This is a genomic window from Streptomyces sp. YKOK-I1 (assembly GCF_054660435.1).
In genome coordinates, this window is sequence record NZ_BAAGDR010000001.1 from 8,318,844 (window position 1) to 8,332,774 (window position 13,931).

11 protein-coding genes are annotated in these 13,931 nt (G+C 71.0%); 5 read left to right on the forward strand and 6 right to left on the reverse strand.

From position 1 onward, the window contains the following. Positions 1-18: 18 nt before the first annotated feature. Complete coding sequence (gene tkt / locus ACYQ8Q_RS36870) at positions 19-2,094, reverse strand: transketolase (protein WP_460071017.1); 2,076 nt, start codon at positions 2,092-2,094, stop codon at positions 19-21. 146 nt (positions 2,095-2,240) lie between these two features. On the opposite strand from tkt, the gene ACYQ8Q_RS36875 reads away from it, so the two are divergent. Continuing rightward, positions 2,241-3,137, forward strand: a complete 897-nt coding sequence (locus ACYQ8Q_RS36875) for a helix-turn-helix domain-containing protein (RefSeq protein WP_460071018.1) — start codon at positions 2,241-2,243, stop codon at positions 3,135-3,137. 203 nt (positions 3,138-3,340) lie between these two features. Further along, positions 3,341-4,111 (forward strand): 2-phosphosulfolactate phosphatase, encoded by a 771-nt coding sequence (locus ACYQ8Q_RS36880; RefSeq protein ID WP_460071019.1) that lies wholly within the window; start codon positions 3,341-3,343, stop codon positions 4,109-4,111. Between the two features lie 241 nt (positions 4,112-4,352). Here ACYQ8Q_RS36880 and ACYQ8Q_RS36885 read toward each other — a convergent pair whose 3' ends face one another. The 5 genes from ACYQ8Q_RS36885 to ACYQ8Q_RS36905 form a co-directional block, all read right to left on the reverse strand. Next, entirely contained in the window at positions 4,353-5,954 is a 1,602-nt protein-coding gene (locus ACYQ8Q_RS36885; RefSeq protein ID WP_460071020.1) for an eCIS core domain-containing protein, read from the reverse strand. Positions 5,955-6,125: 171 nt separating this feature from the next. After that, positions 6,126-7,517, reverse strand: coding sequence for a glycoside hydrolase family 16 protein (locus tag ACYQ8Q_RS36890; protein ID WP_460071021.1), 1,392 nt, complete (start codon positions 7,515-7,517; stop codon positions 6,126-6,128). Positions 7,518-7,691: 174 nt separating this feature from the next. Next, the gene (locus ACYQ8Q_RS36895) at positions 7,692-8,942 is read right to left on the reverse strand and encodes a L,D-transpeptidase (protein WP_460071022.1); all 1,251 of its coding nucleotides are present in this window, start codon (positions 8,940-8,942) and stop codon (positions 7,692-7,694) included. Positions 8,943-9,126: 184 nt separating this feature from the next. Beyond that, positions 9,127-9,909: an IclR family transcriptional regulator gene (locus ACYQ8Q_RS36900; RefSeq protein ID WP_460071023.1), complete on the reverse strand. Its 783-nt coding sequence runs from the start codon at positions 9,907-9,909 to the stop codon at positions 9,127-9,129. Positions 9,910-9,913: 4 nt separating this feature from the next. Next, positions 9,914-10,339 (reverse strand): MarR family winged helix-turn-helix transcriptional regulator, encoded by a 426-nt coding sequence (locus tag ACYQ8Q_RS36905; RefSeq protein WP_460073640.1) that lies wholly within the window; start codon positions 10,337-10,339, stop codon positions 9,914-9,916. A 258-nt stretch (positions 10,340-10,597) separates the two neighbouring features. Between ACYQ8Q_RS36905 and ACYQ8Q_RS36910 the strand changes: the two genes are divergently transcribed. From ACYQ8Q_RS36910 to menE, 3 genes are read left to right on the forward strand one after another with little or no spacing between them, the layout of a single operon-like run. Next, positions 10,598-11,515 (forward strand): SDR family NAD(P)-dependent oxidoreductase, encoded by a 918-nt coding sequence (locus tag ACYQ8Q_RS36910; RefSeq protein ID WP_460071024.1) that lies wholly within the window; start codon positions 10,598-10,600, stop codon positions 11,513-11,515. Positions 11,516-11,518: 3 nt separating this feature from the next. Beyond that, positions 11,519-12,403 (forward strand): amidohydrolase family protein, encoded by an 885-nt coding sequence (locus tag ACYQ8Q_RS36915; protein ID WP_460071025.1) that lies wholly within the window; start codon positions 11,519-11,521, stop codon positions 12,401-12,403. Between the two features lie 12 nt (positions 12,404-12,415). Further along, on the forward strand, positions 12,416-13,921 hold the full coding sequence (gene menE, locus ACYQ8Q_RS36920) for an o-succinylbenzoate--CoA ligase (RefSeq protein WP_460071026.1): 1,506 nt from the start codon (positions 12,416-12,418) through the stop codon (positions 13,919-13,921). Positions 13,922-13,931: the final 10 nt, after the last annotated feature.

A 13,931-nucleotide genomic window follows, 5' to 3' on the forward strand; every position in this document is an offset into this window, starting at 1 on the left:
TTCTTTCTGGCGTTCGGATCAACCACGCGCGGCAGCGAGGGATTCCCGGGCTGCGGCGGCGACGTTCTCGGGGGTGAAGCCGTACTCGGCGAACAGGGTGCCGGCGTCGGCGGAGGCGCCGAAGTGCTCGAGGGAGACGATGCCGCCGGCGTCCCCGACGTACCGGTACCAGGTGAGGCTGACCCCCGCCTCGACCGCGACCCGGGCCTTCACGGCCGGCGGCAGCACGCTCTCGCGGTACGCCCGCGGCTGCTCCTCGAACCACTCCACGGACGGCATCGACACCACCCGCGTCCCGATCCCCTCGGCCTCCAGCCGCTCCCGCGCGGCGACAGCGAGCCGCACCTCCGAGCCGGTGGCGAGGAGGATGACGTCCGGGGTCTGCGTCGACGCCTCGCGCAGGACGTAACCGCCCTTCGCCGCATCGGCGTTGAGGTCGTAGGTCGGCACGCCTTGCCGGGACAGCGCCAGTCCGTGCGGGGCGGGGCGGGTGGCGTGCCGCCGGAGGATCTCGGCCCAGGCGACGGCGGTCTCGTTGGCGTCGGCCGGACGGACCACGTTCAGGCCGGGGATCGCGCGCAGCGACGCGAGGTGCTCGACCGGCTGGTGCGTCGGGCCGTCCTCGCCGAGACCGATGGAGTCGTGCGTCCACACGTACGTCACCGGCAGCTGCATCAGCGCCGACATCCGCACGGCGTTGCGCATGTAGTCGGAGAACACGAGGAACGTGCCCCCGTAGACACGGGTGTTGCCGTGCAGCGCGATGCCGTTCATCTCCGCGGCCATCGAGAACTCGCGGATGCCGAAGTGGATCGTACGGCCGTAGGGATCGGCCCCGGGCAGCGGACTGCCCGCGGGGAGGAAGGAGGAACTCCCGTCGATCGTGGTGTTGTTGGAGCCCGCCAGGTCGGCGGAGCCGCCCCAGAGTTCGGGCAGCACCGCGCCGAGCGACTGGAGCACCCTGCCGGAGGCGGCGCGGGTGGCGACGGACGTGCCGGGCGCGAACACCGGCACTGCGTCCTCCCATCCTTCGGGGAGCTGTCCCGCCATGACCCGGTCGAACAGGGCGGCCCGCTCGGGGGTGTCGGCCCGCCACTTCGCGAGCCGCTTGTCCCAGGCGGCGTGGGTCTCGGCGCCCCGGTCGAGCGCGCCGCGGGTGTGGGCGAGGACGTCGTCGTCGACCTGGAAGGACCGCTCGGGGTCGAAGCCGAGGACGCGCTTGGTGGCGGCGACCTCCTCGGCTCCGAGCGCCGAGCCGTGGGAGGCCTCGGTGTTCTGTGCGTGCGGGGCGGGCCAGGCGATGATCGTGCGCAGGGCGACGATCGAGGGGCGGGCGGTCTCGGCCTGCGCCGCCTTCAGGGCTGTATACAGGGCGTATACGTCGATGTCGCCGTTGTCCGTGGGCTCGACGCGCTGCACGTGCCAGCCGTAGGCCTCGTACCGCTTCAGCACGTCCTCCGAGAACGCCGTCGCGGTGTCGCCCTCGATGGAGATGTGGTTGTCGTCGTAGAGGAGGACCAGATGCCCGAGCCTCTGGTGCCCGGCGAGGGAGGACGCCTCGGCGGAGACGCCCTCCTCCAGGTCGCCGTCGGAGACGATCGCCCAGACGGTGTGGTCGAACGGGGACTCGCCCGCGGGCGCCCCGGGGTCGAACAGACCGCGCTCGTAGCGGGCGGCCATCGCCATGCCGACGGCGTTCGCGACTCCTTGGCCGAGCGGGCCCGTGGTCGTCTCGACGCCCGCCGTGTGTCCGTACTCGGGGTGTCCCGGCGTCTTCGAACCCTGGGTCCGGAAGGCCTTCAGGTCCTCCAGGTCCAGCTCGTAGCCGGAGAGGAACAGCTGGGTGTAGAGCGTCAGCGAGGTGTGACCGGGGGAGAGGACGAAGCGGTCGCGGCCCGACCACTCCGGGTCCGCCGGATCGTGACGCATCACCTTCTGAAAGATCGTGTACGCGGCGGGCGCCAGGCTCATCGCGGTGCCCGGGTGGCCGTTGCCCACCCGCTGTACGGCATCCGCCGCCAAAAGGCGGGCGGTGTCGACGGCACGCCGGTCCAGTTCGGTCCACTCGAAACTGTTCGGTGTCTGCGTGCTCATCTTCAAGAAATCCTCAAGGGGAGAGGCCGAAGGGTTCTGCTGCCTTCAAACTTAAAAGTCTGACTTTTACGGGGGAAGGTCTTCCTGTGTCAGCCTGTGGTGAAAGTGGGACACCGGCGGCAGTGGCAGGGCGGCACGAGAAGGACATGGCGGACAGAAAGCCCCAAGACGGAAGCGCCGGCGACGGCATCAGAACCTTTCCCTTCCCCGTCGAGCTGAGCCTCGGCGGGGTCGGCATGCAGGTGGGCCCCATGGGCGCGGGCCGGACCTGGCACGCCGGCGACGCCCCGCTGGACCGCGTCCACCGCATCGACTTCCACGTGGTGATGCTGTTCGACGACGGCCCCGTACGCCACATGATCGACTTCGCGGAGTACGAGGCGACCGCCGGCGAACTGCTGTGGATCCGCCCGGGCCAGGTCCACCGCTTCTCGACGTCGGGCGAGTACCGCGGCACCGTCCTGACCATGCAGCCCGGCTTCCTCCCCCGCGCCACCGTCGAGGCCACCGGCCTCTACCGCTACGACCTTCCGCCCCTGCTCCGCCCGGACGCCCCGCAACTCGCCTCCCTGAGGGCCGCACTCGGCCACCTCCAACGGGAGTACGAGGACAGCGCGTCCCTGCCCGCCGCCCTGCACACCGCTGTGCTCCGGCACTCCCTCACCGCGTTCCTGCTGCGCCTCGCCCACCTCGCGACCAGCTCCGCGGAGGCCGGACGGCGCACCGAGTCGACGTTCACCCTCTTCCGGGACGCCGTGGAACGGGACTTCGCCACCCAGCACAGCGTCAGCGCCTACGCCGACGCCCTCGGCTACTCCCGCCGCACCCTCGTCCGCGCGGTCCGCGCCGCCACCGGCGAGACACCCAAGGGCTTCATCGACAAGCGGGTCGTCCTGGAGGCGAAGCGGCTGCTGGCCCACACGGAGCTGTCGATCGGGCGGGTCGGAGCGGCGGTGGGGTTCCCGGATCCGGCGAACTTCTCGAAGTTCTTCCACTTGCATACGGGGGTGACGCCGGTGGGGTTTCGGGCGGAGTTGCGGTGAGGGGGGAGGAGGTCGGCGGTCAGCGGTCAGCGGTCGACGGTCGACAACCGGCGGTCGAAGGTGGACGGTCGCCGGTCGCCGGTCGCCGGTCGCCGGTCGGCAGTGGGCGGTAGGCGGTGGACAGTCGGCGGGCGATTGTAGACAGTCTTCGGTCGGTCGGCGGGGTTGATCCCGACGACGGTATGCGGTGAGACTCCCCTCTCATGACTGACTGGTTCCTTCAGCAAGGGCACGGCGTCCGGTTCGAGTGGGGTCCCGTCGGTGCGAGGGAACTGGCCGGGGTCGTCGCCTGTCTCGTGGTGGTCGACGTCCTCTCCTTCACCACCTCGGTCACCGTCGCCGTCGAGCGCGGAACCCAGGTCTTCCCTTACGCTTGGCGGAACGCCACCGCACGCGCCTTCGCCGACGCGCGGGAGGCCGAACTCGCCGTCGGTCGCAGGGAGATGACTTCGGAGGCGCCCTGGTCGCTCTCGCCCGCCGCTCTCCGTCGGGCACCCTTCGCTCCCCGGCTGGTGCTGCCGTCGCCGAACGGTTCGGCGATCGCCGCGGCGGCCGGAGCCACGACCGTGATCGCGGGCTGTCTGCGCAACGCGACGGCAGTGGGGCGGCGGCTCGCCGCGCAGGGGTACGGGACCGAGGACCGGCCGATCGGTGTGGTCGCCTCTGGTGAGCGCTGGCCCGACGGCAGCCTGCGGCCCGCGCTGGAGGACCTGCTGGGGGCCGGTGCGATCATCGCCGAACTGCGGGCCCAGGGAGCCGGCCCCCTGTCGCCCGAGGCGTCCGCCGCGCGGGCGGCCTTCATCGGGACCCCGGACGTGGCGGACACGGTGGCCGACTGCGCCTCGGGGCGGGAGCTGATCCGGGGCGGCTTCCCGGACGACGTGGCGGTCGCGACCGAACTGGACGTGTCGGCCGCCGTGCCCGTGCTCACGGACGGCGCCTTCACCGCCGTACCGGAGGCTGGGCGCCGCTGATCCGGTGCAGACCTCACCAGGGGCGGGCATCGGGCGGTTGGACGGTACTGGGGGCAGCGGCTGCCAGGGATCCTGCGGGAGGCGATGGAGGTCGGTGCTGCCGCTGCTGCGGGGGTGAGCCGCCGACCGCGAGTCGGGACGTCTCCGGTGGGAGCGCGGCCCGGGCGGCCGGCCCGTCGCCGAGGGGCCGCCCGGATCGTAGGGGCCGCCGTGGTGACGTTTCGTCAGATCAGACGGTACGTCAGCCTCCGTTCGCGCTCGCCCGCTGCTGCCACTCGGGGAACACGGAGGTCAGGAAGGCCTCGCCGCGCGACACGCTCGCCGTGGAGTCGTTGCAGTAGAAGGAGGCAGGCCAACTCGGGTTGAACTTGAGCAGCATCACTGTGGCGTTCTGCGCGGCCACGTCCTCCGTCACGCCGAGCGCGGTGGTCATCCAGGAGAAGACCGCGCTACGGCGTTGCTGTTCGCGGATGATCGGGTCACCACCGCCCCGTACGCCACCGTCGGCGTTCAGAATGCCGACCTGCTGCATCGCCAGCCTGAACGAGACGGCCATCTGCGACCAGTTCGCCTCCCAGCCGGCGCGGTTCGCCGCGGCCTGTTGCCTGAGCTGCTCGGCCGCCTGTGGGGTGAGAGCTGCGGTGTTGCCGTGGGCCATCTGCATGCCCTGGGTGACGGTGGAGGTCAGCGACGGGTAGACGGACTCGCCGAACCGGGGGAACAGGACGTCCCAGCCGGTCTTGGCCAGGACGTGGCCGGTGCTGCCCTCGGCGGTGATGTCCACGGCTCCGACGGGGGCACCCTGGGAGAACAGGACGTAATCCGGCCGGGTGGTGCCGAACGTCACCTGGGTGCCGTAGGACATGCCCGGGGAGAGCGTGGGACCCCCGATGCTCGACAGGCGCGCCTGGGCGATCGATTCGATGGCGTAGCCGAACTCCTTGGAGATGCCTCCGCTTCTGCCGGAGGTGTGGAACTGGTTCCAGACCTCCACCCAGCGCTTGGTGTAGCCGTCGTAGTCGGCCAGGGGGCCGAGTTGCGGGGCGGTGGTGACGTAGAGGTAGGCCCACTCGACCGCGGCGTCCACGGAGTTGAAGAAGGCGTCGAAGGCCTGTGTCTCCACCGTCTGGGGCGGGCCCGGCTGGAGCTCGACCTTATGGCGCTGCACGACGGAGTCGCCGCCGGTGTGGTCGTGGCCCGCGGGGTGTGCCGAGGCGGTCTGCACGGACGGTGCCGGGCCTGCGAGGGCGCGGGCGGCGTTGGCCTCGGCCTCCCGTTCGAAGCGGTCCGACGGGTCCGACACCCGCAGTCCCGAACCGTTGTCGGTGCCGGCGACGGGCCCCTGGCGCTGCTGGATGACGTGGGTCAACTCGTGGGCGAGCGTGTGCCGGTCGGCGCCGCCCGCGCCCAGGACGATATGGCTGCCCGAGGTGTAGGCGCGGGCGCCGATCTCGGACGCGGAGGCCTGGGCGGCGGCGCCGGTGTGGATGCGTACGTCGGAGAAGTCGGCGCCCAGGCGGCTCTCCATGTCCGCCCGGGTGTCGTCGTCGAGCGGGCGGCCGCTGCCGCGCAGGACGTCGTGGACCGCGGACCGCTGTACCGCCGGGGCGGCCCCGGCGGCCCGTACGGCGTCCAGGTGACCGCAGTCGGGTCCGTGCCGGTGCTCCTGCTGCACCGGAGCCGCGAAGGCGCCCTCCCCGCTCAGCAGTTGGACGACCGCAGCGTTGCCGGCCGTGCGCTGCAGGGTGAGGATGCGCTGGGCCGGCGCACCGCTGCCCGTCGAGGTCACCGGGCTCTTGCGGGACGGGTCGTCGGGAGTTCTGCCGGGCTTCGCTGTGCGCACGAGATGCCTTCCGGGCGGGTGGGACGGTCCCTTCCTGCGTACCCTGCGGGTGCCGCACGGGGAAAGGAGCGGCGGGGCAGACCTCTTGCCCCGCCGGACAGGCGAATCGTGCGGTGCCGGGCCCCCGTTGGTGCGGGGTGGGCGGGCCCGGCGCCGGCGTGGGGCTGTGGGTCAGTGACCGAACGTGAACCAGTTGACGTTGACGAAGTCCGCCGACTGCCCGCTGGTGAAGGTGAGATACACGTCGTGCGTGCCGGTGACGGAGCTGATGTTCGCCGGGACCGTCTTCCAGGTCTGCCAGCCACCGGTGTTGGCCACCGAGAAGCTGCCGATCGGGGTGCTCGTGGCGCTGTCCAGGCGTACTTCCACCAGCCCGCTGATCCCGGAGGCCGCTCCGCTCGCCACCCGCGCGCTGAACTGGGTCGCCGCCGTGGAGCCGAAATTGACGCCCTTGTACAGCGCCCAGTCGCCGTTGGCGAGGTAGCCGATGTCCTGGCCGCCGCCGGTGTCGGTGGTGGTCTCGGTCGAGACACCGGACTGGCTGTCGTAGGACTCGGCCTGGATGGTGGAGTAGGCGTCGCGGCTGCCGGTCGTGGGCGAGGTGGTACCGCTCCCACTGCCCGCGGCCTGGAGCACCTGCACATAGTCGACGACCATCGGGTGGCCCGACTCGGTGGCGCTGTCCAGGCCGCCGCCGAGGGCGTCGGGGAAGGCGCCGCCCATCGCCACGTTCAGGATGACGAAGAAGCCGTGGTTGGTGGCGTTGGTCCAGGTGGTCGCGTCGACCTGACTGGCCGTCACCGTGTGGTAGTTGACGCCGTCGACGGAGAAGCGGATCGCCTCGGGAGAGACCGAGCGGTCCCATTCCATCGTGTAGGTGTGGAAGCCCGACTGGCAGGTGGTGTTGGGACAGGCCGTGGAGTTGCCGATGCCGGTGGTCTCGTTGCAGGGGCCGCCCGGGTTGGTGCCGCAGTGCATGGTCGCCCAGACCTTGTTGAGGCCCTGGACGTTCTCCATGATGTCCAGCTCGCCCACGCTGGGCCAGTTCTGGTAGTTGCCGCGGTACGGGGCGCCCAGCATCCAGAAGGCCGGCCAGTAGCCCTCGGCCGCGGTGCCGGTGACGTTCGGCATCTGCAGCCGCGCCTCCACGCGGAGTTTGCCTCCGGACGGAGGCTGGAAGTCGGTGCGGACCGTCTCGATGCGGCCGGAGGTCCAGTTGCCCGCGGAGTCGCGCACCGGGGTGATGCGCAGGTTGCCGCTGCCGTCGAGGGAGACGTTGGTGGTGCTGCTGGTCATCGTCTCGACCTCGCCGGTGCCCCAGTTGGCGGGGCCGCCGGGATAGGAGGTCCCGGTGCTGTACTGCCAGTTGGAGGTGTTGACGCCGGTGCCCGCGGTGCCGTTGAAGTCGTCGAGGAAGACCTGGGTCCAGCCCGAGGGGGGCGTGGGAGCGGAGGCGTTCGCGGGCAGGGTGACGGCTGTCGCCGCCGCGGCCGCCAGACCGAGGGTGCCGAGGACGGCGACGAGGGCACGTCGCCGTCTGGACATGCCGGAGGGAGCACTCATGGGGGGACCTCTCGGGTACGGAGGGGTGGGGTGCGGGTGTCACTCTGGGAGCGCACCTTGAGAGCGCTCTCAAAGTGCGCCCAATGTGCTCTCCGTCCCGAGGGTCGTCAAGACTTAAAGCGAGGAAAGTCCTTTCGCCGCAAGGAAGTTCAGGGTGTGAAGCGCACAAACGGGCTAAACCGCGCTGCCCGCCTTCCAGTCCGCCCACGACAGGTTCCAGCCGTTGAGGCCGTTGGACGCCTCGACGGTCTTGTCGCCCGAGTTCTTCACGATCACCACGTCGCCGAGCATGGAGCTCTCGTAGAACTTGTAGCCCGCGACCGAGCTGTCGCTCGCGCCCTTGGTGTCGTGCAGGCCGACGCAGCCGTGGCTGGTGTTCTGGCTGCCGAAGACGGAGGTGGAGGCCCAGTAGTTGCCGTGGACGAAGGTGCCGGAGGTGGTCAGCCGCTGGGCGTGCGGCACGTCGGAGATGTCGTACTCGTCGCCGAGGCCGACCGTCGAGGACTCCATGCGGGTCTGCTTGAACCGCTCGCTGATCACCATGATCCCGGCCCAGGTGGTGTGCTCGGCGTTGCCGCCGGAGACGGGGTAGGTGGCGTACGTCGCGCCGTCCCGCTTCACCACCATCTCCTTCGACGACAGGTCGACCGTGCTGATCTGCTCGCGGCCGATGTGGAAGGTGACATCCTTGGACTGGATACCGTAGACACCATCCTGTCCTTCGACGTCCTTCAACCGCAGACCGAGCGTGATCTTGGTGCCGGACGCCCAGTACGTCTCCGGCCGGAAGTCCAGCCGGGTGTCGCTGAACCAGTGGCCCACGATCTCCACGGCCGGCTCCGCGGTCACCGTGATCGCCTTCTGTACGGCGGCCCGGTCCTTCACGGCCTTCGTGAAGTTGATCGACACGGGCATGCCGACGCCGGAGGTCGAGTTCGCCTCGGGGGTGAAATAGCCCACGAACGTCTCGCCGGGCGACCTGGTCGTGAACGTGGCCGTCTCCGCGTCGGCGCCCTCGGCCTGCGCGGTGACCGTGTACTTCGTGCCCGAGTACGGGTTCCCCGACGACGTCCACCGGGTCTTCGCGTCGTTCAGGGAGCCCTCGAGCGTCGAGCCGTCGTTGCCCGTCACCTTCACGGACGCCAGGGTGCCGTCCGTCACCGCCACCTCGACGGGGCTGCCGAACGCGGCCTTCTTGGTGCCGTCGGCGGGGGTCACCGTGATCACCGGCGTCTTCGCCGCCGCCGAGGCCTTCGCCGCGGCCGATGCCTGGGTGCCGCCCGAGCCCTCCGAGGCGTCCGCCGACCCGGTGCTGCAGCCGGTGAGCGCGGCGGCCGGCGCGACCCCCAGAACGGCCAGGATCCCGCGCCGGGACCACCCCTCCGTCCGTTGCTCGGACCGGTTCGATATGTGCGAGACGCCCACGGCACGCCTTCCTGAGTTGTCCACCTTTGCACCGGCATCCTGCGCCCCGGACATTGGTTGATCCTTTGAATATCCATGCCGCAGGCTGAGATTTCCGTGAGGAGGGACTGGGAGGCGCGTCGTCGCCCTCACCGCCGCCCTCACCGCCGCCCGGCTCGCCGCCCCCTCGCAAAGAGCGGTGGGCTCAGTCCCGTGCCCCCTCCGGCTGCCACCCCAGCGCCCGGGAGATTCCGCGCGCGGCGACCCGTACAGCAGGGGCGAGGACCGGTACCTGGGCGTCGGCGTGGGGGACGACCACCGACACGGCGGCGACCACCGCCCCGCCCGGCCCGCGCACGGGCGCGGCCACCGACAGCGCGTCGTCGGTCACCTGACGGTTGCTCACCGCGACCCCGGTACGCCGGACTTCGGCCAGCATGCGGCGCAACCGGGCCGGATCGGTGACGGTGTGGGCGGTGTAGGACGCCAACGGACCGCTGCAGTAGGTCTCCTGAAGCGCGGTGTCGCCGTGGGCCAGGAGGACCAGGCCGACCCCGGTGACGTGCAGCGGCCAGCGGGCGCCCACCCGGATGTGGACGCCCACGGCCGAACGCCCCGAGATCCACTCGGTGTAGACGACCTCGGCGCCGTCCCGTACCGCCAACTGCACGTTCTCGTGGGTGGCTTCGTACAGGTCCTCCAGATACGGCAACGCCACCTGCCGCAGGGCCAGCCCGCGCGGCGCGAGCGCGGCGATCTCCCACAGCCGCAGCCCGACGTGGTAGAGGCCGGACGCGTCCCGCTCCAGCGCGCCCCATGCGGTCAGCGCGCCCACCAGGCGGTGGGCGGTGGTCAGGGTCAGCCCGGCGCGCCGGCCGATGTCGCTCAGGGACAGCGCCGGATGCGCGTGGTCGAACGCGGCGAGCACGGCCAGCAGCCGGTCGGGCGCGGAACGGGAGGTCACGGCGGGGCGGGCCGGCAGGGCCATGGCATCAGCTCGCCCCGTCCTCGGTGGCCCGCAGCAGCAGGGCGTGCAGCGTCTCGCGTTCGGCGGGGTCGAGCGGGCCGAGGAGTTCGTTGGTCACGCGCAGTCCGGCCTCGTCGGTGCCGCGCAGGAGGGCCCGGCCGTCCTCGGTGAGGACGACGATCCGGCTGCGCCGGTCGTCGGGGGCGGGCCGGCGTTCGGCGAAGCCCAGCTTCTCCAGGTCGTCGACCAGGCCGACGATCGCGCTCGGGTCGTAGCCGAGCCGTGCGCTGAGCTCGCGCTGGAGCGCGCCCTCGGTGGTGGCCAGGAAGCGCAGCACGGCGTAGTGGCGCAGGCGCAGCCCCGACTCCTGCAGGAAGGAGTTGAAGAGCTGACCGGAGCGCAGGCCCAGCCGGTAGAGCAGATAGCCCGTGTCCGCGTGCAGCCCCCGCATCCACGGCTCGTTCCCGTCGATGGGGGCGGCGGCGTTCACTGCGTTGTCCTGGCGGGCGATGGCGGGCTCCCTGGTCTCGGCCCCCGTACGGGCGGGCGGGGGCGGTGTGTCGTACAGATTCCAGCATGACTCACCCGTGGGTGGACAACAACTATTGACGTCAACAATTATTGCTCTTAGCTTCGATCTCGCAGTCGCACCTCCCGCCGCTCCACGTGACCCCCTCGTGGTCATGGCTCTTTCTGAAGGGACTCGCTCGTGACCAGCATCGATCTCACCGGCAAGGTCGCCGTCGTCACCGGCAGCGGCCGGGGCCTCGGCCTCGCGTACGCCCAGGCGCTCGCCGCGCACGGCGCCCGCGTGGTGATCAACGACGTCGACGAGGCCGTGGCCGAGGCGGCCGTGAAGGCGATCACGGAGGCCGGCGGCACGGCCGTCGCCGAGGTGGTCCCGGTCGGCACCACCGAGGCCGCCGAGCGGCTGGTGAACCGGGCGGTCGAGGAGTTCGGACGGCTGGACGTCCTGGTCACCAACGCGGGCATCCTGCGCGACAAGGTGCTGTGGAAGATGACCGACGACGACTTCGACGCGGTGATCACCACCCACCTCAAGGGCACCTTCACCTGCGCCCGCGCCGCCGCCGTGCGGATGCGCGAGCAGGGCGAGGGCGGCACCCTGATCCTGGTCGGCTCGCCGGCCGGCCAGCGCGGCAACTTCGGCCAGACGAACTACGCGGCCGCCAAGGCCGGCATCGCCGCCTTCGCCCGCACCTGGGCCATGGAGCTGGGCCGCGCAAACATCACCGTCAACGCGATCGTGCCGGTCGCCGCGACCGCGATGACCGAGACGATCCCCGCCTTCGCCCCGTACATCGAGGCGATGCGCGGCGGTGAGCCGCTGCCGGACTTCCTGCGCAAGGGCGAGGGCTTCGGCACGCCCGAGGACTGCGCGGCGCTCGTGCCGTTCCTCGCCTCCGAGGCCGCCCGGGGCGTCACCGGCCAGGCCATCGGCATCGGCGGCGACAAGGTGGCACTCTGGTCGCATCCGCAGGAGATCAAGGCGGCCTACGCCGACGGCGGCTGGACCCCCGAGAGCCTGGCCGCCGCCTTCCCCACCTCGGTCGGCGCCGAACTGCAGACCGTCGGTATCCCGGCGCCCAAGTTCCCGGAGGCCTGACCCATGACGACCCTCAACGTCGAGGAACTCGTCGCGATCGACGTCCACACCCATGCGGAGGTGTCCTCCCAGGGCCACTCCTCGCTCGACGACGATCTGCACGACGCGTCCTCCGCCTACTTCAAGGTGGAGGGCAAGCGCAAGCCGACCATCGAGGAGACGGCCGCGTACTACCGGGAGCGGAAGATGGCCGCCGTGATCTTCACGGTGGACGCCGAGTCCGCGACCGGCACGGCTCCCGTCCCCAACGAGGAGGTCGCCGAGGCCGCCGCCGCCAACGCCGACGTCCTCATCCCCTTCGCCTCCATCGACCCCTTCCGGGGGAAGGCGGGCGTGAAGCAGGCGCGCCGGCTGGTCGAGGAGTACGGGGTGAAGGGCTTCAAGTTCCACCCCAGCATCCAGGGCTTCTTCCCCAACGACCGCGCGGTGGCGTACGACCTGTACGAGGTCATCGAGGAGACCGGCGCCATCGCCCTCTTCCACACCGGCCAGACGGGGATCGGCGCCGGGGTGCCGGGAGGGGGCGGCATCCGCCTCAAGTACTCCAACCCGCTGCACGTCGACGACGTCGCCGCCGACTTCCCGCACCTCAAGATCATTCTGGCGCATCCGTCCTTCCCGTGGCAGGACGAGGCCCTCGCCGTGGCCACCCACAAGCCGGGCGTGCACATCGACCTGTCCGGCTGGTCGCCGAAGTACTTCCCGCCGCAGCTCGTGCAGTACGCGAACACCCTGCTGAAGGACAAGGTCCTCTTCGGCTCCGACTTCCCCGTCCTCACCCCCGACCGCTGGCTCGCCGACTTCGACAAGCTGACGATCAAGGACGAGGTGAAGCCGAAGATCCTCAAGGAGAACGCCGCCCGGCTGCTCGGGCTGACGAGACCGTAAGGGGCGTGCCAGATGCGCAACGAGGGACTGGGGTCATGGCCCGCACGCCGGGCACGCAAGACCCCGCACCGCACCGCCCTGGTCCACGGTGAACGGTCGACGGACTACGGCACACTGCATACACGCGTCACGCGGCTGGCCCACGCCCTGCGCGCCCGGGGCGTCCGCCGCGGCGACCGGGTCGCGTACCTCGGCCCGAACCACCCCTCCTACCTGGAGAGCCTGTTCGCGGCCGGCACGCTCGGCGCGGTCTTCGTCCCGCTCAACACCCGCCTCGCGGGCCCCGAGATCGCCTACCAGCTCGCCGACTCCGGCGCCAAGGCCCTCGTCTACGGCCCCTCGCACGCGGGCCTGGTCGCGGGACTGCCGGGCAGCACGGACGTACGGACGTACCTGGAGGTCGGAGCCGAGTACGAGGACGTGCTGGCCGCGGCCTCCGAGGAGCCGATCGACGAGCCCGTGGGCGCCGACGACACCTGCATCATCATGTACACCTCGGGCACGACCGGCCGGCCCAAGGGCGCCATGCTCACGCACGGCAACCTCACCTGGAACGCGATCAACGTCCTCGTCGACACCGACCTGATCGCCGACGAGCGGGCCCTGGTCTCGGCGCCGCTGTTCCACACGGCGGGTCTGAACATGCTGACGCTCCCGGTGTTCCTCAAGGGCGGCACCTGCGTCCTGGTCGAGGCCTTCGACGCCGAGGCCACCTTCGACCTGATCGAACGGCACCGGATCACCTTCATGTTCGGGGTGCCGACGATGTTCGACCAGGTGGCCCGGCACCCGCGCTGGGCCGATGCGGACCTGTCCAGCCTGCGCATCCTGACCTGCGGCGGCTCCCCGGTCCCGACCCCGCTGATCGCCGCCTACCAGGAACGCGGACTCACCTTCCTCCAGGGGTACGGCATGACCGAGGCGTCCCCCGGAACGCTGTACCTGGACGCCGAGCACGCGATCAGCAAGGCGGGCTCGGCCGGCGTCCCGCACTTCTTCAGCGACGTCCGGGTCCTCGCCCCCGACCTCACCCCGGTCGGTCCCGGCGAGACGGGCGAGGTCCTCGTCCGCGGTCCGCACGTCATGCCCGGCTACTGGGGGCTGCCCGAGGAGACCGCTGCGTCCTTCGCCGACGGCTGGTTCCGCAGCGGGGACGCGGCGAGGGTCGACGACGACGGTTATGTGTACATCGTCGACCGTATGAAGGACATGATCATCTCCGGTGGGGAGAACATCTACCCCGCCGAGATCGAGGACCTCCTCCTCTCCCACCCCGACATCGTCGAGGCCGCCGTCATCGGTGTGCGCGACGACAAGTGGGGCGAGGTGCCGCGCGCCGTGGTCGTGCTCCGCGAGGGGGCCGCACCGGACCCCGACGAGGTGCTGGCCTCCCTGGCCGGACAGCTCGCCAAGTACAAGATCCCCAAGTCGGTGGTGGTCGCGGACGAACTTCCGCGCACGGCCTCCGGGAAGCTCCTCAAAGCCCGGGTGCGCCAGCGCTTCGGCACCAACTCCTAGCCAAGGACGG

Excerpts from the sequence above, each read along its gene's own strand:
- menE (WP_460071026.1), top strand. The coding sequence starts at position 12,416 with ATGCGCAACGAGGGACTGGGGTCATGGCCCGCACGCCGGGCACGCAAG.
- ACYQ8Q_RS36875 (WP_460071018.1), top strand. The coding sequence starts at position 2,241 with ATGGCGGACAGAAAGCCCCAAGACGGAAGCGCCGGCGACGGCATCAGA.
- ACYQ8Q_RS36890 (WP_460071021.1), bottom strand. The coding sequence starts at position 7,517 with ATGAGTGCTCCCTCCGGCATGTCCAGACGGCGACGTGCCCTCGTCGCC.
- ACYQ8Q_RS36905 (WP_460073640.1), bottom strand. The coding sequence starts at position 10,339 with ATGCGGGGGCTGCACGCGGACACGGGCTATCTGCTCTACCGGCTGGGC.
- tkt (WP_460071017.1), bottom strand. The coding sequence starts at position 2,094 with ATGAGCACGCAGACACCGAACAGTTTCGAGTGGACCGAACTGGACCGG.
- ACYQ8Q_RS36915 (WP_460071025.1), top strand. The coding sequence starts at position 11,519 with ATGACGACCCTCAACGTCGAGGAACTCGTCGCGATCGACGTCCACACC.
- ACYQ8Q_RS36880 (WP_460071019.1), top strand. The coding sequence starts at position 3,341 with ATGACTGACTGGTTCCTTCAGCAAGGGCACGGCGTCCGGTTCGAGTGG.
- ACYQ8Q_RS36900 (WP_460071023.1), bottom strand. The coding sequence starts at position 9,909 with ATGGCCCTGCCGGCCCGCCCCGCCGTGACCTCCCGTTCCGCGCCCGAC.